Annotated in this window: 19 protein-coding genes and 1 pseudogene; 6 read left to right on the top strand and 14 right to left on the bottom strand. The window is 66.1% G+C overall.

All coding sequences use genetic code 11. The features are described from left to right. Window positions 1-27: 27 nt before the first annotated feature. The 7 genes from trbJ to AC58D2_RS05865 are packed head-to-tail and all read right to left on the bottom strand — an operon-like array spanning window position 28 to window position 7,277. Complete coding sequence (gene trbJ / locus AC58D2_RS05895) at window positions 28-777, bottom strand: P-type conjugative transfer protein TrbJ (RefSeq protein ID WP_497388245.1); 750 nt, start codon at window positions 775-777, stop codon at window positions 28-30. Further along, a complete protein-coding gene (gene trbE / locus AC58D2_RS05890) occupies window positions 777-3,251 on the bottom strand; it encodes a conjugal transfer protein TrbE (RefSeq protein WP_497388243.1) in 2,475 nt (824 codons plus the stop codon). Before trbE ends, trbJ begins: the two co-directional genes overlap by 1 nt. After that, window positions 3,245-3,517, bottom strand: coding sequence for a VirB3 family type IV secretion system protein (locus AC58D2_RS05885; RefSeq protein WP_497388241.1), 273 nt, complete (start codon window positions 3,515-3,517; stop codon window positions 3,245-3,247). The genes trbE and AC58D2_RS05885 overlap by 7 nt, the downstream gene beginning before the upstream one ends. Beyond that, window positions 3,514-3,849 (bottom strand): TrbC/VirB2 family type IV secretion system protein, encoded by a 336-nt coding sequence (locus AC58D2_RS05880; RefSeq protein ID WP_497388239.1) that lies wholly within the window; start codon window positions 3,847-3,849, stop codon window positions 3,514-3,516. Before AC58D2_RS05880 ends, AC58D2_RS05885 begins: the two co-directional genes overlap by 4 nt. 2 nt (window positions 3,850-3,851) lie before the next feature. Beyond that, entirely contained in the window at window positions 3,852-4,841 is a 990-nt protein-coding gene (trbB, locus tag AC58D2_RS05875; RefSeq protein ID WP_497388237.1) for a P-type conjugative transfer ATPase TrbB, read from the bottom strand. Next, window positions 4,838-5,242: a CopG family transcriptional regulator gene (locus AC58D2_RS05870; protein WP_497388235.1), complete on the bottom strand. Its 405-nt coding sequence runs from the start codon at window positions 5,240-5,242 to the stop codon at window positions 4,838-4,840. The genes trbB and AC58D2_RS05870 overlap by 4 nt, the downstream gene beginning before the upstream one ends. 4 nt (window positions 5,243-5,246) lie before the next feature. Further along, complete coding sequence (locus AC58D2_RS05865) at window positions 5,247-7,277, bottom strand: conjugal transfer protein TraG (protein ID WP_497388232.1); 2,031 nt, start codon at window positions 7,275-7,277, stop codon at window positions 5,247-5,249. 358 nt (window positions 7,278-7,635) lie between these two features. Between AC58D2_RS05865 and AC58D2_RS05860 the strand changes: the two are divergent. The 4 genes and pseudogenes from AC58D2_RS05860 to AC58D2_RS05845 all read left to right on the top strand — a co-directional run. Beyond that, window positions 7,636-7,920, top strand: a pseudogene (locus AC58D2_RS05860) (HipA N-terminal domain-containing protein); the annotation flags it as partial. Between the two features lie 3 nt (window positions 7,921-7,923). Beyond that, window positions 7,924-8,808 carry a HipA domain-containing protein gene (locus tag AC58D2_RS05855; protein WP_497388230.1) on the top strand — a complete coding sequence of 295 codons (885 nt, stop codon included), beginning with the start codon at window positions 7,924-7,926 and terminating at the stop codon, window positions 8,806-8,808. Further along, a complete protein-coding gene (locus tag AC58D2_RS05850; protein WP_497388228.1) occupies window positions 8,805-9,803 on the top strand; it encodes a helix-turn-helix domain-containing protein in 999 nt (332 codons plus the stop codon). The genes AC58D2_RS05855 and AC58D2_RS05850 overlap by 4 nt, the downstream gene beginning before the upstream one ends. 1 nt (window position 9,804) lies before the next feature. Beyond that, entirely contained in the window at window positions 9,805-13,581 is a 3,777-nt protein-coding gene (locus tag AC58D2_RS05845; protein WP_497388226.1) for an ATP-binding protein, read from the top strand. A 1-nt stretch (window position 13,582) separates the two neighbouring features. Here AC58D2_RS05845 and AC58D2_RS05840 read toward each other — a convergent pair whose 3' ends face one another. The 3 genes from AC58D2_RS05840 to AC58D2_RS05830 all read right to left on the bottom strand — a co-directional run bounded on the left by AC58D2_RS05840 (window position 13,583) and on the right by AC58D2_RS05830 (window position 17,070). Continuing rightward, window positions 13,583-14,353 (bottom strand): hypothetical protein, encoded by a 771-nt coding sequence (locus tag AC58D2_RS05840; protein ID WP_497388224.1) that lies wholly within the window; start codon window positions 14,351-14,353, stop codon window positions 13,583-13,585. Window positions 14,354-14,403: 50 nt separating this feature from the next. Then, complete coding sequence (gene rlxS / locus AC58D2_RS05835; protein ID WP_497388222.1) at window positions 14,404-16,386, bottom strand: relaxase/mobilization nuclease RlxS; 1,983 nt, start codon at window positions 16,384-16,386, stop codon at window positions 14,404-14,406. A gap of 327 nt (window positions 16,387-16,713) precedes the next feature. Next, window positions 16,714-17,070, bottom strand: a complete 357-nt coding sequence (locus tag AC58D2_RS05830) for a hypothetical protein (RefSeq protein WP_497388220.1) — start codon at window positions 17,068-17,070, stop codon at window positions 16,714-16,716. A 313-nt stretch (window positions 17,071-17,383) separates the two neighbouring features. On the opposite strand from AC58D2_RS05830, the gene AC58D2_RS05825 reads away from it, so the two are divergent. Continuing rightward, entirely contained in the window at window positions 17,384-18,388 is a 1,005-nt protein-coding gene (locus AC58D2_RS05825; RefSeq protein ID WP_497388218.1) for a DUF4365 domain-containing protein, read from the top strand. Window positions 18,389-18,412: 24 nt separating this feature from the next. Here the strand turns inward: AC58D2_RS05825 and AC58D2_RS05820 are convergent, their stop codons facing one another. Continuing rightward, entirely contained in the window at window positions 18,413-18,670 is a 258-nt protein-coding gene (locus tag AC58D2_RS05820) for a hypothetical protein (protein WP_497388216.1), read from the bottom strand. 183 nt (window positions 18,671-18,853) lie between these two features. Between AC58D2_RS05820 and AC58D2_RS05815 the strand changes: the two genes are divergently transcribed. After that, window positions 18,854-19,936 carry a hypothetical protein gene (locus AC58D2_RS05815; RefSeq protein WP_497388214.1) on the top strand — a complete coding sequence of 361 codons (1,083 nt, stop codon included), beginning with the start codon at window positions 18,854-18,856 and terminating at the stop codon, window positions 19,934-19,936. Here AC58D2_RS05815 and AC58D2_RS05810 read toward each other — a convergent pair. The 3 genes from AC58D2_RS05810 to AC58D2_RS05800 are packed head-to-tail and all read right to left on the bottom strand — an operon-like array spanning window position 19,898 to window position 21,239. After that, window positions 19,898-20,464 carry a lytic transglycosylase domain-containing protein gene (locus AC58D2_RS05810; RefSeq protein WP_497388212.1) on the bottom strand — a complete coding sequence of 189 codons (567 nt, stop codon included), beginning with the start codon at window positions 20,462-20,464 and terminating at the stop codon, window positions 19,898-19,900. The genes AC58D2_RS05815 and AC58D2_RS05810 overlap by 39 nt on opposite strands. Next, a complete protein-coding gene (locus AC58D2_RS05805; protein WP_497388210.1) occupies window positions 20,452-21,012 on the bottom strand; it encodes a S26 family signal peptidase in 561 nt (186 codons plus the stop codon). Before AC58D2_RS05805 ends, AC58D2_RS05810 begins: the two co-directional genes overlap by 13 nt. Continuing rightward, window positions 21,009-21,239 carry a helix-turn-helix transcriptional regulator gene (locus AC58D2_RS05800; protein ID WP_497388208.1) on the bottom strand — a complete coding sequence of 77 codons (231 nt, stop codon included), beginning with the start codon at window positions 21,237-21,239 and terminating at the stop codon, window positions 21,009-21,011. The genes AC58D2_RS05805 and AC58D2_RS05800 overlap by 4 nt, the downstream gene beginning before the upstream one ends. Window positions 21,240-21,351 lie beyond the last annotated feature (112 nt).

Below are 21,351 nucleotides of genomic sequence, written 5' to 3'. Positions count from 1 at the left end.
GGGGCGATGCCGCCGCGACCGGTCTCGTCAGCGCGGCGTGTAGGCCTGGACCTTACCCAGGAATTTCTTGGTCGCCGTGCGCGCCTCCTGCTCGGCCTGAACACGGCGGGCCGCTTCGGTCGCCTCGGCGCGATATTGCGCGGCCATCAGGTTCTGGATCTGGAACTGCTGTTTGGCGGTGAGCGCGAGCAGCTGGTTGGTCGCCTGCTGGGCCTGCAGCGCACCTTCGGCGCCTTGGCTGCGACCGACGAGCTCGGAGAGCAGCTGCGTGTCGGCCGCGACATTTTCGACGACCTGCGCCTGCACGGCCATCGTGTGGCGAAAGCCTTCCATGCTCGCGTCGAGGCGCGAGCGGGCGCCGATGACGCGCTGGTTGGTGCGCAGCGCCTGGCCGAAATCGGACGGGAAGAGCTGGCCGAATTGCCGATCGATCCCGGACACCTGGAACCTGATCGCCTGCGCCTGACCCATCAGCCGGTCGATCTGCTGCAGCGTCTGGGTGATCGCCTGCAATTGCGGGAAGTCGATGCGGCTCAGGTTCTTGGACTGGTTGATCAGCATCGTCGCCTCGTTCTGGAGCGACTGGATCTGGTTGTTGATCTGCTGGAGCGTTCGCGCCGCGGTCAGGATGTTCTGGCTGTAATTGTTGGGATCGAACACGGTGAGCTGGGCGTGGGCGGGCGTGCTCGGCACGCTCACGCCGATCGCGAGCATGCCGACGGCGCCGAGGCCGAGAGCGGACGCGGTCAGATATTTCTTGAGGGCAATGCGGGTCATCACGAGGACTCCTTGGGGCTGGTGGGGGCGGAGAAGCCGGCCACGAGCGGCGCTGCCCAGTCGAGGCCGGCGGATGCGAGGAAGCGGGCAGCGAATTGATCAGCGCCGTTCTGGCCAAGCAGCGCATCGATGCGCTGTTGGGATGCCGGGTCCGACGCGCCGCACAAAGCCAGTGCGACGGGACCGAGCCCCAGCTCGAACAGCCGGTTGCCGCGCGCCGATTGCAGATAATATTGGCGCTTCGGCGTCGCGCGGCTGACCAGTTCGATCTGGCGGTCGTTCAACCCGAACCGCTCGTAGGCGGCGCGCGATTGCGGTTCGATCGCCCGATCGTTCGGCAGCAGAATGCGTTGCGGACAGCTCTCGATGATCGCGGGCGCGATCGCGCTGTCGGCGATGTCGGCAAGGCTTTGGGTGGCGAAGATGACCGCGACGTTCTTCTTGCGCAGCGTCTTCAACCATTCGCGGATGCGGGCGGCGAACAGCGGGTGGTCGAGGAAGATCCAGGCCTCGTCGAGCACCAACAGGGTGGGCCGACCGTCGAACCGCTCCTCGAGCCGATGAAAGAGATAGGTGAGCACGGGCGCGACCACGCCGGCCTGGCCCATCAGCGCCTCGGTTTCGAAGCACTGGACATCCGCGATGGCGAGATCGTCCTCGGCGGCGTCGAGCAGCCGGCCGAACGGTCCTTCGAGGGTGTAGGGCGCGAGCGCCGATCGCAGCGCGGTCGACTGGAGCAGCAGGGACAGCCCGGTCAGCGTTCGCTCCTCGACCGGCGCGCTGGCGAGGCTGTTCAAGGCCGACCAGAGCGCCTCCTTGATCTCGGGCGTGACGATGACATGCTCATGGGAGAGGAGCGCTGCGATCCACTCCGCCGCCCAGGACCGCTCGTCGCCGCGATCGATGTGGCGGAGCGGCTGGAACGCAATCGCGCGTCCCTCGTCCTGATCATCGCCGCCGAGCCCAAGCGCATGATGGGCTCCGCCCATCGCCAGCACGGCGGCCCGCGCCGAGAATCCCTTGTCGAAGATGTAGAGCTGGGCTTGCGGGTAGCGGCGGAACTGGAGCGCGAGCAGTGCCAGCAGCACCGACTTGCCCGCGCCGGTCGGGCCGACCACCAGCATGTGGCCGACATCGCCGACATGGGTGGAGAGCCGGAACGGCGTCGAGCCGCTCGTTTCGGCGTAGAGCAACGGCGGAGCTTCCTGTCGGGTGATTTTGGCGAGATGCTCATTGCGGACCGGCCCCGCCCACACGCTCGACAGCGGCATGAGGTGCGCGAGGTTCAGCGTGTGGACGAGCGGCTGCCGGACATTGGCGTAGACATGGCCGGGCAGCGATCCGAGCCAGGCTTCGACCGCGTTCACGCTTTCGCGGATCGTGGTGAAACCAAGGCCGTTGACGATCCGCTCGACCGCCCGGACCTTGGCCTCGACGCGCGCGCGATCGGTGTCGGATACGGTGATCGTGGCGGTAAGATAGCCGAAGGCGACATGATCGCCGCCCAGCGCCTGGAGCGCGAGATCGGCGTCGACCATCTTGTTGTCGGCATCGCTGTCCATCAGCTGGACGGGCTGGTTGTAGATGACCTCGCGCAGTAGCGCGGTCACCGACTTGCGCTTGTTGAACCATTGGCGGCGAAGCTTGGTCAGCGCCTTGGTGGCGTCGGTCTTATCGAGCGCGATGAAGCGCGTGACCCAGCGATAGGCGAAATCCTGATGGTTGAGCGCATCGAGAATCCCGGGCCGGCTGAGGTTCGGAAATCCCATTACCGTGAGCGTGCGCAGATGCGCATCGCCGAGGCGCGGCTCGAGGCCGCCCGTGAGCGGCGTGTCCGCGAGCAGGCCGTCGAGATACATCGGCGTCTCGGGCACGGCGACCCTGTGCCGGCGCGGCGAGATCGTACCGTGGAGATAGGTCAGCGTGTCGGCGTCATCGAGAGGCCGGATGTCGGCCATGAAGCCCGCGAGGAGATCCATCGCGCGATCGGTTTCGGCGACGAAGGCGGCCAGCGCCTGGCGCCAATTGCGTCCCTGTCGGTCGTCGCCGCGCTCGACCAGCGCGCGGCCCGCGGTGTCCGCTTGGTCGGGTGGCGGCATATAGGTGAGCGTCAGATGATAGCGGCTCTCGAAATGAGCGTCCGCGCCTTCGAACGCCGCCCGCCGCTCCTCGTCGACGAGCCACGAGGCGGCATCGGGAAAGGTGCTCTCCGGGTAGCCGAGCGCCTCGCGCCGTTCGGCCTCGACATGCAGCGCCCAGCCCGTACCGAACCGCCGCAGCACATTGTTCGCGCGCGCGCAGGCGGAAACCAGTTCGGCCTCGGTCGCGGATTCGAGGTCGGGTCCGCGAAACCGGGCGACGCGCATGAAGCTGCCGTCCTTGCCCAGAACCACGCCGGGGGCGACCAGCGCCGCCCAGGGCAGATGGTCGGCCAGTCGGTCGGCGCGGCTGCGATATTCCCGCAGGCTCAGCATGCCAGATGCCCCTTCTGACGAAGATGACGGGCGAGCACGGCTGCGAAGTCGGGATCGCGCTTGGCGGCAAACACCGCGAGCGTGTGCCCGAATGCCCAGACCACGAGGCCCGCGATCCATTGCTGGAGCCCGAGGCCGAGCGCCGCCGCGACCGTGCCGTTGATGATGGCTATGGCGCGCGGCGCGCCGCCCAACAGGATCGGCTCGGCAAGCGAGCGATGGAGCGGGGCCTCGAAGCCCTCGACATGGGCGCTGGCGCCGATCATGCGATCAGGGCTCCGCCGCCGAACGAGAAAAAGGACAGGAAGAAGCTCGATGCCGCGAAGGCGATCGAGAGGCCGAAGATGATCTGGATGAGGCGACGGAAGCCGCCGGCGGTCTCGCCGAACGCCAGGGTCAGCCCGGTGACGATGATGATGATCACCGCGACGATCTTGGCCACGGGTCCCTGGACCGATTCCAGCACCTGCTGGAGCGGCTCCTCCCACGGCATGCCCGAGCCCGCGGCCTGGGCGGTGGCGGCGAGGGTCAGTGCGAGGCCGAGCGCGGCGGCGCTCATGACGAAGTCGCGGGACGTGGGAAGGCGAAGTGAGGACATGGCTATTCTCCTTGGTGTTGGCACGCAGGGTCGGGGGTGAGGTCGAGGACGGCGTAATTGCCGTCGGGATCGAGTCCGGCGACGCGGGCGATCGTGTCGATCCGGCGAGCGAGCCCGCGCCCCGAGATGAAGACGATCCGGTCGATCGCGTCGGCGATCAGCCGACGCGGGACGGTGACCACCGCCTCCTGCACGAGCTGCTCGAGCCGAAAGAGTGCCGATAGCGCGCTGTTGGCGTGCACCGTGGCGATGCCGCCGGGGTGGCCGGTGTTCCAGGCCTTGAGCATGTCGAGCGCTTCGGGTCCGCGCACCTCGCCGACGATGATCCGGTCGGGTCTCAGGCGCAGCGTCGAACGGACAAGATCGCCCATGGCGACCGATCCCGTTCGCGTGCGGAGAGCCACGACATCGCTCGCGGCGCATTGGAGTTCGCGGGTGTCCTCGATGATGATGACGCGCTCGTCGAGATCCGCCATCTCGGCAAGCAGCGCGTTGGCGAGCGTGGTCTTGCCCGAACTGGTCCCGCCGACGACGAGGATGTTCTTGCGCTCGACGACAGCGCGGCTGAGCAGCCGGGCGGTGTCGGCGGACATGATGCCGTCCTCTACGTAATCGAGCAGCGTGTAGATCCGGGCTGCGGGCTTGCGGATCGAGAAGCACGGGCCGAGGCTGACGGGCGGCAGCACGCCCTCGAACCGTTCGCCCGCGCCCGCGCCGTGTGGCGGCAATTCGGCCGAGACGATCGGTCTTTCGCCATGCACCTCGGTGCGCGCGTGGCTGGCGACGAGGCGGATGATCCGCTCGACCTCGGGAGCCTGCATCCGCGTGCCGGTATCGGCGCGCCCCTCGCCCAGCCGGTCGAGCCGCAGCACCCCGTCGGGATTGACCATGATCTCGACGACCGCCTCATCGCGAAGCGCTGCCGCGATCGCGGGGCCGAAGGCGGTGATCAGCATGCGGCGTCGCCGCTCGGCGGACAGGCTCTCGGTCACTGCCTGGCCCCCGCTTCTTCCATGGCGCCGATCGAGCGCTGGCCGCCGGCGATCTGGCGGCCGACCTGCGCGACGAAAGCCTCGAACCGCTCGCGCCCGACCGCACGCGCCGCGCTGTCCGCCTCGGGCAAGGGCGCGGTCACCGTCAGCTGATAGCGGACGAACAGCGACAGGCTTTCGAGTAGGACCTCGACATCGCGGGCGAGGCGGGCGATGTCGCGCGACATGCGGTCCAGCCGGACCTTGAGGAGATCGTCGACCTCCCTGGCGCCGCGCCGCGCGAGATGAGCCTTGAGCGCATCGTTGACGATGCCGCTCTTGGTCGCGCCCGGCTTGGCCGCGAGCGCGTCGAGCGCATCGCTGAGTTCGCGGTCGATATAGAGGTTCTGCCGGAACTTCATCGGATCAGAGCCCCGGCAGCAGGTCGCGCCTGCTGCTCTCGTTGATGCCGTAGCCGCGCGCGACCGCGCTCAGGCCGCGGGCGCGATCCATCGTCCGCTGGTCGGCCGCGGGATCGGCTTCGTCCTGTTCGGTGCCGAGCAGGTCGAGCTGCTTGGGTTCCTCGCGCTTGGGAGCCGTGTCCTCCGCCAGGCCCGGATGGCGCTGCTGCTGGAGGCCGCCGTCCTCAGCCTCGCCGTCGGCCGCCTCCTCGGCCCGCACGAGGCGGGGATCGGGCTTGCGAACGAAGCTCCCCCAATCGTTGGTGCGCGGCGCCGGCCGATCGGCATAGCGTCCAGTCGAGAGCGTCGGCGCCGCCATCAGACGATCGCTGAAGTTGGGGTCTTCATAGTAGCGCAGCTTGCTCGCGCGGATCGGCGCGAGGCCCGAGACCAGCACGAGCTCGTCGCTCGGCGGAAGCTGCATTACCTCGCCCGGCGTCAGCAGCGGGCGGGCGGTCTCCTGCCGGCTGACCATGACGTGCGCGAGCCAGGGCGCGAGCCGATGTCCCGCGTAATTGCGCATCGCGCGCTGCTCGGTCGCAGTGCCGAGCGCATCGGAAATACGCCGTGCCGTGCGCTCGTCGTTGGTCGCGAAGGCGACGCGAACATGGCAATTGTCGAGGATCGCGTTGTGCTCGCCATAGGCGCGGTCGATCTGGTTGAGGCTCTGCGCGATCAGGAAGGCGCGGATGCCGTAGCCGGCCATGAAGGCGAGCGCGGTCTCGAAGAAGTCGAGCCGCCCCAGCGCCGGGAATTCGTCGAGCATCATGAGCAGTTGGTGGCGCCGGCCCTTGCCGGTCTCGCCGTCGAGCTTCTCGGTCAGCCGCCGGCCGATCTGATTGAGCACCAGGCGGATCAGCGGCTTGGTGCGGCTGATGTCCGAGGGCGGGACGACGAGATAGAGCGAGACCGGCTGCTCGGCGTCGACCAGGTCGGCGATCCGCCAATCGCAGCGCGATGTGACCTCGGCGACGGTCGGGTCGCGATAGAGGCCGAGGAACGACATGGCGGTCGAGAGCACGCCCGAGCGTTCGTTCTCGCTCTTGTTGAGCACTTCGCGCGCGGCCGATGCGACGACCGGGTGGACCTGCGGCGCATCCTTGGTGCCGAGATGATTGGTGGTCATCATCCGCCGCAGCGTCGCGGCGAACGGGCGCTGCGGATCGGACAGGAAGGTCGCGACGCGCGCGAGCGTCTTCTCCTCCTCAGCGTAGAGGATGTGGAGGATCGCTCCGACCAGCAACGAATGGCTGGTCTTTTCCCAGTGGTTACGACGCTCGAGCGCTCCTTCGGGATCGACCAGGATATCGGCGACGTTCTGCGCGTCGCGGACCTCGTGCTCGCCGCGGCGGATTTCGGTGAGCGGATTGTAGTGTGCGGACGCCGTGTCGGTCGGATTGAACAGCAAGGCGTGGCTGAAGCGCGAGCGCCAGCCGGCGGTCAGCTGCCAGTTCTCGCCCTTGATGTCGTGGATGACGGCGGAGCCGGTCCAGCTGAGCAGCGTGGGAACGACAAGGCCGACGCCCTTGCCCGAGCGGGTCGGCGCGAAGGCCATGACATGCTCCGGCCCGTCATGCCGGAGATAGCGGGCATGATGCCGTCCGAGAAAGGCGCCCCGATCGCCATAGAGGCCGGCGCGCGCGATCTCGCGGGACTCGGCCCAACGCGCCGACCCGTAGGTGGTGACGTGGCGGCGCTGGCGCGCGCGCCAGAGCGAACCGAAGATTGCCGCCCCACAGCCGATGAATCCGCTGGCGCTGGCGAGCGTGCCTGCCTTGTCGAAGACGCGCGGGGCATAGGCCTCGTAATGATACCACCACGTGAAGAGCTGCCAGGGACGATAGACCGGAATGTCGAACAGGATGAGCCACGGGTGGCCGAGCTCGGGCTGGTAGCCGAGCATCGCCGCGGCCCATTGGGTTGCCGCCCACAGGCCCGCGAGGACGATCGCGTACACCACGAGGATCTGGCCGATGAGCAATTTGGTCGGGGTCATGAGGCTGCTCCGCCCGGGCGGAGTGTGCCGACCGGTGACGGGCCAAAGGATCGCTCGGGACGGAGGTTTGGGAAATTACGGTCTTGCGGCAGCCCGACGCGCCATGACGCAAGTGCGCTTTATGGTTTTGTTCAAGAAAGCACTGCAATGCCCGTAAGGAACGTATGTGCGTTTCAGATTTGCTTTTTTTCTGTTTCTCCACGCTGGCGCTGGCTGGAAAGATTGATTCTGTCTCTACCGAGGGTGGTTGATCAGAAATTCTGTATCCTTCCAATCCAATTTTACATATGTTCAATATTGCTTAATCATTTTCATGATGATAAGGCGTGTCGTCTCATTAGCTTGATCGGGTTTCGCCATCGCCGACCGCCACGCCATCGTCACCTTCAAGCGCCGTCCTGTCGGTCGGCTCAGCGAGCAAGGTCCGGACACCCGCTTCGTCTATGACGAGGGCTGGCGCGAGACGATCGCCTGCGCGCTTCCAGCGGAGACACGGGACCATTACTGGCGCGGCGGCCTGATACCCTTTTTCGAACATCTCGCCCCGGAAGGCTGGCTGCGCGGGCGCCAGGCGCGCGCCGGCGGCACGGCGAACCAGGACGATTTCGGACTGCTGCTACACTATGGGGCGGACTGTATCGGGGCAGTGGGTCTTATCCCGGCAGACGGAGAAGCGCCGGTCCATCCGATCGAGGACGACCTCGTCGACGAGGCGGCGACCACCGCCGGGCGCACTTTGTCGGGGGTGCAGAAGAAGCTGCTCGCCTTTCGCGCCGACGATGGCTTCCGGCCAGCCGTGGAGGCTGCCGACCCGGCCACGCACATCGCCAAATTCAACCGCGAGGATCTTCCCACGATCGTCCAGAACGAGCATCTTTCGCTCAGCCTGGCCCGCGAGCTCCTCGGCGACGCCGATGTTACGCGCGCGCAGCTTGCAAAGCTGCACGATATCGATGGGATCGCGCTTCTGGTCGAACGCTTCGACCGCCATGGCGAGGAGCGGCTGCGCCTCGAGGATTTCGCGCAAATCCTCAGCCGGCCACGGGGGCGGACCTTCGAAGGCAAATATGACGGGAGCTACGAGGAAGCGGCCGAAATTGTGACCCGCTATTCCGCGCGCGGACGGGTCGACCTCGACCGGTTCTTCCGTCTTGTCGTCTTCAATCTGGTCCTGGGTAACGCCGACGCGCACCTCAAGAACTTCTCGCTGCTCGAACGGCCCGAAGGCCTGCGGCTCTCACCCGCCTACGATCTCATCAACACGCTCGCCTACCCCGTCTACGACCGCATTACCGCGCTTTCGATCGGCGGACGCAAGCGCGAATTCGATACGATCGACCGCAAGATCGTCGAGCAATTCGGTCTCGATATCGGCTTGCCCCGCGCGGCCGTCGAGCGCGCGCTCGCAACACTGGGCAAGGGGTTGGCGACCGCGCGCACGCTCGCGTTCGGGGACAAGGTTCAGCCCGATGATTTCCGCGAAACCTATCGCAACGTCATCCAGAGCCATGCGCAAAGGATCTTCCCATGACCGACTGGCCGATCGATTGGCGCGCGACGGTCGACGAAGCCATTCGCCGCCGCAAGGAAGAAGGTCTCAGCCAGCGCAGCCTGGCCGCCTTGGCTGGCGTCAGCCTGCCGACGGTCAATGCGTTCGAGCAGGGTCAGATCAACCTGCGCTTCGAACGGGTAATCGCGATTCTAGAAGCGCTGGACCTCTTCGTGCGACCCGCCGACGAGGACAGCTTCGAGAGCTTCCTGCACGACTCGCGTCGCCGATGGGAGGAGCTTGTAGCGCCGCTGCCGCCCGACCACCCCTCGCGCCAACCGCTCGGGCACAGCGAGCAGACCTACGCCATCCTCGGCCTCAAGGACGTTCCTCCGCCCAGCCAGCTTCGCGAGCTGCTGACCGAAATCCCCAAGAGTTCCGGATGGACGCCGTTCTGGGTCCCCACCCGGACAGACCTGCGTCCCGTCATCGAGGACGGAGCGCTCGAATGCTGGTTGGGTCGGCCCGACACCGACCGGCATTTTCGCGATGCGGCGCATAGCGATTTCTGGCGCGTTACGCGCGATCCCTTCGCCTATCTCCAGCGCGGCTATCAGGAGGACGGCCCGGACAATCTCGAACCCGGTACGATCTTCGACCTCACCTTGCCCATCTGGCGCACCGCCGAGTTCTTCCTGCACGCGGTGAATTTCGCCCGTGCGCTCGGCGCGATCGATACGACCGAAATCCGCTTCGTGGCGCGCTATACGGGCCTTGAAGGACGCACGCTGATCACCTGGGCAAAGCCGCTGCTGCGCGAGGATCTCGACCATCGGCTGCGCGCCCGCTCGCACAAGGCCGAACTCGCCACGGTAGCGCAAGTATCCGACCTCGAGCGCAATCTCGAGGATGTCGTCCATGATTTCGTCGAGCCGCTCTACGAACGCTTCGACGGCTACCGGCCGTCGATCGAGCTGGTGGCGAACCAGCTGTCCGAACTGAAGCGGCAGCCTGGTTTCGGCGCTCGCGGAGGGTGAAATGGGACCGTTCGAGGTCACCAAGGAGCTTGTCGCAGGTCTGGACGATGTTCAGCTGCGCGCCCTTCTCGAACGCCTGCTTGTCGCCGAGGCCAATTCGCGGGGCATTTCGCATTTCGCCATCGCGGTCGGTGGAAATCAGACAGCAGCCGATGGCGGCGTGGATGCTTCGATCCGATGGAACGACTTGCCGGAGCCCGCCGACTGGTTGCCGCGGCGGCTGATCTATTTTCAGTGCAAGGCCGAAGCGATGGGCCCGGCAAAGATACGTGACGAGATGAGACCTGCGGGAAAGCCGCGCCCGATCTTTTCCGAGCTCGCCGCCGAAGCCGGGGCCTATGTTATCTTTTCGACCGACGATCCCACCAAGTCGGCGATGGACAATCGCTTGACGGCGATGCGAGACAGCCTGGGCGACGTCGAACAGGCTGATCGGATCCAACTCGATTTCTATGGGGCCGATCGCATCGCGCGCTGGGCCAATCGCCACCCCGGCGTGGCGATCTGGCTGCTCGGCCAGGGCGGCCGTTCGCTAGGCGGATGGCGGCCCTATGGCGATTGGTCGGCGGAAGGCGCGACCAGCAAGCCCTTTATCGTCGACGACCAGGCCCGTGCGACGTTCGGCGATGAATTGGTCGACATGCATTCGGCGATCGCGAATATCCGTGCCACCTTGCGCGAGCCAGGAGGCGTGGTGCGGCTGGTCGGCTTGTCCGGAATGGGCAAGACACGGCTTGCCGAGGCCCTGTTCGACGAGAATCTTGGCGAAGGGGCATTGCCCAAGGCCAAAGCCATCTACGGCGACGCCGGACGCGATCTTGAGGTGGGTGCCGCGCGAGTCGCCGAAGAACTCATGCTCGCGGGCGCCGACGCCATCCTCGTCGTCGACAACGCCAACGCGGCGATCCACGGCCAATTGGCCGAGATAGCGCGCCGGTCCGGCAGCCATATCAGCGTGCTGACGATCGATTATGACATGGGCGGGGAGAAGCCGGCGGGCCTACTCGTCGCGCTCGGCGAGAACAGCGAACTCGTACTGATGTCGCTCCTAGAGCAGCGCGTTCCCACGTTGAGCGAGGCCGAATGCCGCCACCTTGCCGAATTCTCCGGCGGCAATGCCCGGATTGCGCTCAAGATCGCGGAGGGAACGGACAAGGGCATCGACCTGTCGGCGCTCAACGATGGCGAATTGCTCGAACGGCTTTTCCAGAGCGGCCGCCAGGAACGCGATCCCAGCGCGCGTGCCTGTGCCGACGCCGCATCGCTCGTCTATGCCTTCTATGTCGAAGCGGGCGATCATCAGATGGCCGAGCATCCCGTGCTGGCCGCCATCGCGGGCGTGAACGTCGACACCTTCTTTCGCAACGTGGCGACATTTCTGGAATGGGGCGTGATCCAGCAGCGCGGGCCGCAACGGGCGGTGATGCCGCCACCCTTCGCGAACATGCTCGCGGCGCCCTTCATCAGGCGAAGCGATCCGGAGACGCTGCTCGGTCATTTTCTGACGGCCTCGCCCCGGCTGCTCGCTTCATTCGCGCGCCGGCTGGGGCAGCTCCACAACGAGCCGGCGGCAGTCCGACTGGCGGAGCGCCTGCTGGGTCCGGATGGCGCGTTCGGGGAACCGGCGGTGCTCGACGATGTCTTGCGGCGCGGTTTCAACCACATGGCGCCGGCAGCGCCGGGGGCCGCGCTGGCTGCGTTCGAGCGGTCGCTTGCTGGTCCGCAGCGCGACCAGCTGCTCGACCCGCATTCGGAAGGGCGGCGATATTATCCGGAACTGCTCGTGCATCTGGCGCACGCGCCGACGCTCTTTGCGCGAGCGATGGAGGTGCTGCTTGCGTTCGCGCTGGCCGATGGTGACGCGCGGGACGATCACAAGGCGAGCAAGCACTTCCTCGAGCGCTTCTGGACTCACCTGTCGTTTACCTTGGCAGACCAGGCAACTCGGCTAGACCTCATCGACCGGCTTCTCGACGATCCCAACCAGGACGTCAGGACGCTCGGCCTCGAAGCACTCGATCACATGCTCGACGCCGGCCACTTCAGTTCATCGCTCAACCTCGAGTTCGGCGCCAAGGCGCACCTGACCGAATGGCGGCCGGGCGGTCGCGCGGGCTACCGTGGCTGGTTTGGCGCCGCCTATGATCGTGCCACGCGTATTGCCTGTAGCGAAGGACCGGGTGCCGAGCGAGCACGCGATATCATCGCCAACCACTTCCGCGAGCATCTCGACGCGGGGCTGCCCGAGTTGCCGTTAGCGGCCATGCGCGCGGTCCGCGGCGAGGGGTATTGGGATGGTGGATGGCGCGCGGTCGTCGATGGTCTGAGCTTCAGCGGCAAAGGCCTTGGCGACAACGTGCTGGCGGAAGTGCGAGCGCTCGAACGCGATCTGCGGCCGCACACGATCGATGAGTGCTTCGATGCGTTTGTGCTTGGCGAGCCGTGGCGTCATTGGCATCCCGTAAGAACCGAGAAACGCTCGACGCGCGATGTCGGCAAATTGGCGGAGGCGACGGGAATCTGCATCGCCAGGCACGCCGATCCCGTTGCGTACCTCACCCGCGCCGTTGACGGCGAAGGGCAAAACAGCGTGTTGCAATTCGCGCGCGGCGTCGCTCGAAGCAGCGGCGATCCGACATTGCTCTGGCAAGAGACCCTGGCTGTCTTTCGAACGATGGCGGACGACAAGCGGAATCCGGTCGTCTTGACCGGACTGCTGGAAGGCGCTGCCAAGCGGAACCGCGAACGGGTCGAGCTTTGGCTGGATGATGCGGTGACGGATCCGGTGCTTGCCGAGCATTTCGTCATTCTCCAGCTCGCTCTGCCGCTCGACGAGGTCGCAATGGCGCGCTTCGAACGCGCAATCGCGCACGGGGCCGTCCCGCTATGGCGCTTCGGCCATTTGCAGATGGGGGGAGTCAGCAAGCCGGTTCCCGGCCCCGCTCTGAGCCGGTTTCTTGAGATACTCTACGAGCTGGACGGCGGCGCACTTCCGGCCCTCCAGGTGCTCCATATGCGAATTTTTGGCGATCGCAGCGACAAGCGCGCGGTCGATCCCGCACTGATCGGGCTCGGGCGCAAGTTCCTCGCCGACCCACGCTCCTTCGCTAAGGAAGGCGCGCGCGAGGATCACGGCATCGCCACCATCGCCAAGGTCGCATTGGCCGGTGAGGGAGCGGAAGACTCGGCCCGGGCGACCTGCTGTGCGCTATGCGCATCGCGGGACAGCGGGACCTATCACGACGGCGGGTTCGACAAAATCTGCAGGCTGCTGATGACGTCCTTTCCTCGCGTCGTCCTCGATGAGATTTTCACGCGCGACGTCGACCAGGATCTTGCCGCCCGCTTTTTCGGAGGCCACGTCAGGAACGACAGCGATTCGAACAAGAAGACCGTGAGCTTCGACGAGGATATTGCGATCGAGTGGGTCCGCGAGGCGCCTGAGGAGCGGGCAAACCGACTTGCCGAATTGATCCCTTATACCGCCCGCGAAGCAGAAGACGGGCCGCTTGTTTGGTCGCCCTTTGCCCTTGCGCTGATCGATGCCGCCCCCGATCCCGTTCCGGTCCTGCGCAGGTTCGAGCGCAGATTCTTCACCGGCACGAGCTCGGGCCCCTTCTCGGGACGGTTTGTCAGGCGCCGGCCGCTGGTGGCCGCGATGCGTGAACACAGCGATGTGCGCGTTCGCAATTGGGCGCGCGAGGCCGGAAAGGCGCTGGAGGAGAACATTCTGCGGTGGGACGAGCACGATCGCGAGCGCGAAAGCCGCTTCGAATAGGTCAGTTCGCCAGCGGCAGGATGTTTCGCGCGGCGACGGAACGGTTCCAATAGTCCCGAAACCATTGCCATTTCGCGGTGATCGAAGATCCGAGCTCGGGGTTCGACGCGCACTGCGAAATCTGCCGGGCGATCTGCGCGGCTAGGCCGTCGAGGACCACTTTCCCGGCAACCGGCGTCGGGTCGTAGTCCTCGAACTCAAGCAGCGTATGAAGCATCGCCGTCTGGTCGGAAGGATCGTTTCGCACCTGCTCTTCAAATCCCAGGTCAGCACCGTAGGACGCAACCTCGGCGATAAGTTCTTGATCGAGTGCGATCCGAGGCATGCCTCCCGACCGGTCGAACCCATGGGCCGCGACCAGCCCCATGCCGAAGAGTTCGCTGTCGGTGTGGATCATTTTGCCCATCGCGATGCCGCCGCGCAGCAGAATGCCGTGGGAGAGGAGATTTGTCGCCAACATCCGGCACCCGGAAAATACGGCATAGAGTCCGAGCAAATTGCAGTTCGCCGAGATCACGATGCAGTCCGAAAACTGGGTGAACTGAAACCCCGTGCGCGGGTTGCGCGCCAGCGTCTCGCGAAGGATCGCGACGATGCCGTGGATTAGCTGCCTGATGGCGGGATCGGTATCGCCCGCGCGGACGAGCGCGCTGAAGCCCAGCACATCGAGAAAGGCGACATATTTGCGCCGGTATTCCTGATCGCCGATCGCTAGCTCCATGCCTTTCCCCTCGTCGTGCCGGACTCTGCTATCGCATCGCGGCTTCTCCATCCTAAGTCCGGGTACGCGTTCCCGGATTGCTTGGCTCGATTTATCTCTGTTCAGGAGATACTGGGTCCTGTGCGGCCTCGTCCGATGCTCCAGCTAATGCCGTCGCCGCGCAGAGCGCCGGTGACCGATTTGCCGAGATGGCGATCGAGCACCGGCCGCCAAGGAACGAGTGTGAATTCGCGTGACTTCTCGATCACCGCAAACCGCCCACTCGCCGCGTCGACCGACCGGCGGTAGACACCGCTCACCCGCGTCTCTGGCTCATTCTCGACGAACGGCATACCCAGCTCGCGCGCAAGCTGAGCGCCGATGCGCAGCATTTCGCGGCGCTGAAGTTCGGCGATCATGCCCGGCCGGTAGATCGTGCCGCTCGCGGTCTCCTCGGCAAACCCCTGCGCGATCAGCCATTGCCTGCGCCGCCCCTGCGCCTCGCGCGCGTCAAGGCCGAACCCGGCGTCGCGCAACGGCGCCGGATCGGCGGCGACCAACTCGCGATCGAGCCAGGTCGCGGCCTCCACGCCGACGAGTTTCTCGATCGGTTGCGGCGACAGAGTCTCGATGGTCACGGGGCGATCCTTCGCGCGCGCTGCCTCATAGGCGGCGGCGCGGTCCAGATGGTCGGGTGCGATCGTCCATGTGCCGTCCGCCTCTCGGGTCACGCCGCCGGTCAGCCGGCGTATCGCTTCCAATCGCCGGACATGCGTCTCGGCGAACGCTTCGGTGGCGGAGGGGTCGTGGCGCAGATGCGCATCGACATCGTAGCGTCCGCCATTGGCGGCCGCGACCTCCGCGACGGTCCGGTCGGCCGGGCGGACGCCGATCTCAGCCGGATCGACCCGAACGATCGCGCCTTCGATGGACGGCTCGACATGCTCGCCCTTGCCGATCGCGACATAATGGGCTCGCCCGTCGGTCGCCTCGACGATGAGATAGTGCCGATCGTTGAGCTCGTCTGACAGGCCGCGCTCGACGATGCGTCCGACCAGTGGCCGCGCGCCCTCCGACGCCGGATCGTAGATGGCCTGGTCGGCCAGCGCCGGTGCCTGCCCTCGCGCCGCGAAGGAGCGCTGCATTGTGCGAATGATGTCGCCGCGCTCACCCATGCGCCTGAGCGTGTCGGCAAGATCGGGCGCGAGCCGCCAATGCGCCGCGCCCACTGGCTCGGCCAGGCCCATCCGCTGGAGTTTTCGCAAACGCCCCATGCGCATGGCCTGGTCGAACGCGCCTTCCGACGCCGAACCGACCAGCACGTCGGCCTCGGCTTCGCGCAGCAGCGTGCGATCGATGCTGGTCAGCCGTTCCTGCTCGACTTCGCCAGCGAGCTTCTGGCGGATGGCGTCGGTGGACCGGGGGCCGAGATCGATATCGACCAGCTCGGCCGCACGCTCGCGCATGCCGCCGGTGATATATTCTCGGGCGATGATCAGATCGCGGCCGGACTCATCCTTGCCGCGCACGATGACGTGTGTGTGCGGATGGCCGGTGTTGAAATGGTCGACCGCGACCCAGTCGAGCCTGGTCCCGAGATCCTCTTCCATCCGCGCCATCAGCCGCCGCGTGAGCGGCTTGAGGTCGTCATATTCGGCGCCGTCCTCCGCCGAGACGATGAAGCGGAACTGATGGCGGTCGCCCTTGGCGCGATCGAGGAACTCCCTGCCGTCGGCCTTGTCGTCATCGGCGCGATAGAGCGCGCCCCGCCCGCCGTCGCGCGTCGTGCCGTCGCGTTCGACATAGCGGACATGCGCGCGCGCCGCGGCCATGCCTTTCCCGCCGAGCCGGACGATGCGCGACTTGATGATCACGCGGCGCTGGCGGAAGGCGGCGTAGCGGTCGCGGCTGGAGAGCACGCGGCCGACCCCGGCGCCGCGCCCGATCCGGCTGCCGTCGAAGCGGGATCGCCGGCCCGATGTCGCCGCCCCGCCGCGCGCCAGATTGGCGGCGGCGAGTACGCGGTGGAGGTACTTCTTTCCTCGTCCCTTGCCGCGGGTGCGCATGCGCCCCAGGCGCGGCTCGAAATCATCGTCGCTGCTCATCGAAAACCTGCTGAATACGCGGTGTCGGCGGCCACGATGCGCGAAGGGCTGCGCCTTGAAAACCGGTGCCAAATTTTGCGAGGATTCGTGCGACTTCGGCAGTCTGTTGGCACCAAGGATGAAAGAGTGGTGCCATCATCTCGCCGGAGGCAGTCGAAAAAACGATGTGTAGACAAGGGCTTAAGGTGGCGGCGCTTCGAGCCGGCACCACTGCTTCATCTTGCCTTACGCCTTCCCCCTTCCGAACCTGCCCCTTTCTACCGAGCCGAGGCAGAAAGAGAGGAGCGCCGCCGGTCGAGCGACGCTCCTCGCAATGGTCACGCGCCATCATGCGATAGCGAACGCCGTCTCCGCGTCTTCGCGCCGCTGGAATGTCCGCTTTCCCGTCATCCCGTGCGCGTTCCCATCGCCATCGACGATCATGACGCCCACGAACCAGCGCCCATCGAGCTGCCCGAATATCGCGATCCGATCGAGCTCCAGGTCATCGTCATCGGCGCTTTCATAAGTGCCGATCCAGCGTTCCCCGACGCGTGCATCCCAGTGAAAATCGACCTCCTCCGCTTCGAGAAAACGATGCGCCAAGGCCTCTCCCGCACCGCGTCCGAATTCGATTTCCAGGCCCGCCACCAGCGCCGCCATCACGCGGTCCGACACCGAACCGATGCTCTGAATCATGCTCATGATCTCGCTCCTTCACCTCCTCGACCATTCGAGGACGACGCCTCGACGACGGGCGGCGGAGCGGCTGTCAGGGCTGCCGAAGCGTCAGCGCAGGCACCGCGAAGCGGCGGCGGAGGAACCGATTTTGTTGCCCGAAACGAACAAATGCGCGCGCGCAGCGCGCTCGATCGTCAACAAAATTGGAGGGGCCGCCGGCCTTGATAGCCGTTCCGGCGGCCGTCATGCTGGGACTTGCTCGAGACGAGCCCCTACCTTACCCCGACACCCGGCACTACCTCTGGCAAGACAGACCGAATCAGGAAAAAGCAAAGCTATGGGATTGCCAACCAGAACGGAGCAGCAAGCGGCTGAGGCGCGATCATACAATATTCTGCAATACAAGATTGAGCAGAAGGTGGGCATCTTCCGCAGGCAAACGGAAAATGACTTCGGTATCGATTTCGAGATCGAACTCGAGAGCAGAAAGCAGGTTACCGGCCGTTCCATCAAGGCGCAGGTGAAGTCCAGCAAGGGGTTGAAACCGCGACGAGACGGGGTCGTGACCGTTGGCGGGGTCAAACAATCAACGCTGCTCTATTGGTGCTCGGTGTCGCAGCAGACGAACGTCATCGCCTATGCCGTCGATCTCGAATCGGAGACGATCTCCGTCACCGGCAACCTGTTCTGGCAGGCGACACAGCTGATCGATGGTGGGGAGAAAACCAAGTCGATCGAATTCCTGCCCGCCGGCGACCAACCCGATGAACGGGCCGTGCTGATAACGCTCCTGCACTTTGCCAAGCCGACCGTTCCGGTCCTCGTCGCTGCGCATCGCACGGCACTGCGCAACCTGGCGCAGGCGCTGGAATTGCTCGCCGATGCCCATCATTACGACGCCGGCTCCACTCTCCACGAGCCGCAGCATTTCAACGACCTGCTCGAAGTCTGCAAGATCATACTGTGGGGTCAGGAAGACGAACTTTGGCCGGATAAGCGCGACCGGGCAGGCTGGGATGATCCCGCCTATTGGGACGCGAAGGCGATGGACGAGGGTTGGGGCGAGCTTTGCTACTTCTCAATTCAGCCGGTTCTGGGCACGCTGATCCCGGCGCTCATCAAACGACTCCGCGATCTGCGCAAGGCCGTGCTCGCGGGAAAGTTCTATTGGGCGCATAACGATCCACGATATCTGAAATCGGTATACGCCACGGCCCTGCCCGACGATCTCAGTATCGAGGGGCTTCGGGAAGCCGCGCGATGCTATGAGCGCCATCAACTGGATAGTTGGGATGCCGATCGCTTCGTCGACGAAGCCAGGCGGCCTCCGAACAACGCTTGACGTGACGGTTGGGAAGCCTTCGCCCTACGCTCGCGAGGGCCGCTGGAGGGCGCGACGCTCGTAAAGCGCCTGCATCTCGAGCATGCGAAGACCAGAATTGGAGTTCAAAAGCCACAAGGCCCGTCTGCTGTGGCTGAGAAAGGTCCGATAAGGCGAAGGGGGGAGCTCATCGAGCCGGGCCATGTCCTCCATCGCGCCCTGGCAAGCGCGTACCTCGGGACGGTCCCAATACTCGATCAACGCGGCGTAAAGCGCGAGGTGGATCATGTCATATTCGGTCATCGACTGGGTGTCGGGCGCGAGATCCGAGAGGCGATGTGGAGCGTCTGTGCTCACGTCCCGATCCCCGCGTCGAGCGCTGTCCAATTCGTTCATCATGGAACTGACGACAAACGGCTCGGCGGATTGGGTAACGCAGAATTGGATTTTTCGCCCGCCGCAGGTGCGCGGTGATAGGGTGGACCGATGACGAGCACGCCTGCCGCCCCATACGAAGTCGACGACCTGCCGCCCGATCCCGATCCGACGGCGCTTTTCAGCGCCGAGCATTTCGCGCGCTACATGCGCGCACAATGGATGCAGAAGGGCGAGACGCTCGCACCCGATGGGCGGCTCGGCATCGAGATCGGCGAACTCATCCGCGCCTCGGCCGAACGAAGCGACAAGCTCGAGGCCCCCTATGTCGATCTGTGGGTCGCGATCCTCGACGAGTTCAACAGCTGGCTCGTCAGCCTCCTCGGCACGGTATACCGGCCGGACAGGCAGCGCGACGCCGCCATGAACGACTTCGAGCGCTCGGTCGTCGTCCTGCTCGGAAAGCTGGTCGCCGACACCACCGCGCTCAGGCATCTGGTGACGCTCGGTTACGATGGCGCAGCGCGCACGCTGCTGCGTTCGATCACCGAATATGTGCATGTGCTGGTGGCGCTGATCGACGATCCCGCGCTGGCGGGCGAATTCGTCGCGGCGGATACGCCCGAGGCGGCCAACGCCTTCTATTTCCGGCAGCTCGCGCGCGGCAAGCTGCACAAGCGGCTGGAAGCGGCCTGGGCCGGGTTTTTCCGGTCGAGCGACGACGCGGCGCGCTGGTTCACCGACCAGCAGCGGCGGCAGGGCACGCTTTTGTCGGGCACCGCGCATCCGAGCTTCGCGGGCTGCACGCAGGCGGTGATGGGCTTCATCGAAGCCGCGCCAGACGAGAACTGGCTCGGCCATTGGGGCGCCCGGTCGAACATGTCGGTGCTGACGATCGCGCTTTATTCCGACTGTTTTCTGCCGCTCGTGCTGCTCTCCGACTATCCGTTCGAAGGCTTCGATGCCGCGCTCGGCGCGCCAATCGTCTTCGATCCCGCCGACGAGATGCACCGCCATGTGAAGCTCGGCCGATCGGTGCTGGCGAGCCTGATCCTTTCCTTATCCAAGGAGTCCAACATCGGGCACATCTATCCGCCGGGTTTCGAACCTTTCGAGACGATCGCGGACGCCGAGGGCGAGGCCGGCGCGCTCCCGCTAGTCGCCGGAGCGGCGGATGAAGAACAGCGGGTCTGACGGCGGTTTGGCGGGCGGTCGAGATTCGGTGGCAATAAACGCCGGGGCGGCTGCGGTCGGCTGGCTCAACGTGACGCTGGCGAGATAGGCGACCGTTTCGGATGGCAGGCGGGACCGGCCCGCGCGATAGGCGGCATAGCGCGCCGGTCCGGCATTGTAGGCGGCGAAGCAGCCCGGATAGCCGAAGCGGTCGTACATCAGCCGCAGATAATAGGTGCCGGCGAGGATGTTGTCGCGCGGATCGTCAGGATTGCTCCCGAGTGCGAGCGCGGCGCGCATCTCGGTCCAGGTTCCCGGCATCAGCTGCATGAGGCCGATCGCGCCCGCGCGGCTGCGGATCGGGCGGCCGTTCCACCAGGCATTGCCGCCGCTTTCGGCCTGCATGACGCGTTCGATCCAGGATTGCGGAACGCCGAACCGGGCGGATGCCTCGGCGATATGGGGCCGCCAGGCGGGCACGCCCTGCGCGTCCGCCGGACGCGCCAGGGCGAGCAGCGCGAGGCCGATCGCCCATCTCAGCGGCGCCATAGGAGCCGCGCCTTGCCGATGATATCGGCGCCTGCCGTCGGCCCGAAATAGCGCCCGTCGAACGACGCCGGATTGTCGGCGATGAGCAGGAAATAGCGGGTCCCGCGAAGCCGCACGCAGCCGGTCCACCACGGCATCGGGCGCCCCATCCCGTCGGTCCGGCGACGAAGCGCGGCGCGGCGACCGTTGATCCAGATCGCGTCGCCGAGCGCGCAGACCGCGTCACCGGGCACCGCCGCCACCCGCTTCACCAGCGGCACATTGGCGGGCAGGTAGCGCCGGCGCGCGGCCAGCTCGCGCAGGGCGGCGGGCAGGCGCGCGACCACGTAATCGCCGCTGTCGAGCGGCGCGCCCGCCGTCACCGCATAGAGGCCGACCGGCGTGCTGGCGCTCGCGTTCCAGACGAGCAGCGGTGTTGGACGCAGCGCGATGGTTGCACCGAGCGCGGCGGCCAGCACAGCCACGGCGATGGCGCGGCGACGCAGCGCGCGGCGCTGTGCGCGCTGCCGCCTGAAGGCGTCGCCGGCCGCGAGAAGCGCGCGGTTCATTGCGTGCCACCGTTCGAGACGCTCGCCGACCAGGCATCGAGGTCGGCGATATGATAGCGGACATGGCGGCTGTGGCGGCGATAGCGCGGGCCGGTTCCGGCGCTGCGGTGCTCCTGCAGCGTGCGGGTCGAGAGGCCGAGATAATGCGCGGCCTGTTCGGGGCTGAGGAAGGGCGAGCCGCGCTGCGCCAGGCGCGCGCGGGCAATCGCGTCTTCGTCGTCGGTCATCGGTTCTGCTCCTGTCGGCGGGATGCCGCTCGCAGAAGCGTGACGCGGGCGGAGACGCGCCGGCAGGGTCGAAAACCGCGTCGCGATCTTCGACCCCGCCGGGCTTGCCGGT

It is taken from the genome of Sphingopyxis sp. CR5, from assembly GCF_059693785.1.
This window is presented reverse-complemented; position numbering and strand designations above follow the sequence as displayed.

Bases quoted from the DNA above. Each gene is read 5' to 3' on its own strand.
- trbJ (WP_497388245.1), bottom strand. From the start codon at position 777: ATGACCCGCATTGCCCTCAAGAAATATCTGACCGCGTCCGCTCTCGGC.
- trbE (WP_497388243.1), bottom strand. From the start codon at position 3,251: ATGCTGAGCCTGCGGGAATATCGCAGCCGCGCCGACCGACTGGCCGAC.
- AC58D2_RS05885 (WP_497388241.1), bottom strand. From the start codon at position 3,517: ATGATCGGCGCCAGCGCCCATGTCGAGGGCTTCGAGGCCCCGCTCCAT.
- AC58D2_RS05880 (WP_497388239.1), bottom strand. From the start codon at position 3,849: ATGTCCTCACTTCGCCTTCCCACGTCCCGCGACTTCGTCATGAGCGCC.
- AC58D2_RS05870 (WP_497388235.1), bottom strand. From the start codon at position 5,242: ATGAAGTTCCGGCAGAACCTCTATATCGACCGCGAACTCAGCGATGCG.
- AC58D2_RS05865 (WP_497388232.1), bottom strand. From the start codon at position 7,277: ATGACCCCGACCAAATTGCTCATCGGCCAGATCCTCGTGGTGTACGCG.
- AC58D2_RS05850 (WP_497388228.1), top strand. From the start codon at position 8,805: ATGACCGACTGGCCGATCGATTGGCGCGCGACGGTCGACGAAGCCATT.
- AC58D2_RS05845 (WP_497388226.1), top strand. From the start codon at position 9,805: ATGGGACCGTTCGAGGTCACCAAGGAGCTTGTCGCAGGTCTGGACGAT.
- AC58D2_RS05840 (WP_497388224.1), bottom strand. From the start codon at position 14,353: ATGGAGAAGCCGCGATGCGATAGCAGAGTCCGGCACGACGAGGGGAAA.
- rlxS (WP_497388222.1), bottom strand. From the start codon at position 16,386: ATGAGCAGCGACGATGATTTCGAGCCGCGCCTGGGGCGCATGCGCACC.
- AC58D2_RS05830 (WP_497388220.1), bottom strand. From the start codon at position 17,070: ATGAGCATGATTCAGAGCATCGGTTCGGTGTCGGACCGCGTGATGGCG.
- AC58D2_RS05825 (WP_497388218.1), top strand. From the start codon at position 17,384: ATGGGATTGCCAACCAGAACGGAGCAGCAAGCGGCTGAGGCGCGATCA.
- AC58D2_RS05820 (WP_497388216.1), bottom strand. From the start codon at position 18,670: ATGACCGAATATGACATGATCCACCTCGCGCTTTACGCCGCGTTGATC.
- AC58D2_RS05815 (WP_497388214.1), top strand. From the start codon at position 18,854: ATGACGAGCACGCCTGCCGCCCCATACGAAGTCGACGACCTGCCGCCC.
- AC58D2_RS05810 (WP_497388212.1), bottom strand. From the start codon at position 20,464: ATGGCGCCGCTGAGATGGGCGATCGGCCTCGCGCTGCTCGCCCTGGCG.
- AC58D2_RS05805 (WP_497388210.1), bottom strand. From the start codon at position 21,012: ATGAACCGCGCGCTTCTCGCGGCCGGCGACGCCTTCAGGCGGCAGCGC.
- AC58D2_RS05800 (WP_497388208.1), bottom strand. From the start codon at position 21,239: ATGACCGACGACGAAGACGCGATTGCCCGCGCGCGCCTGGCGCAGCGC.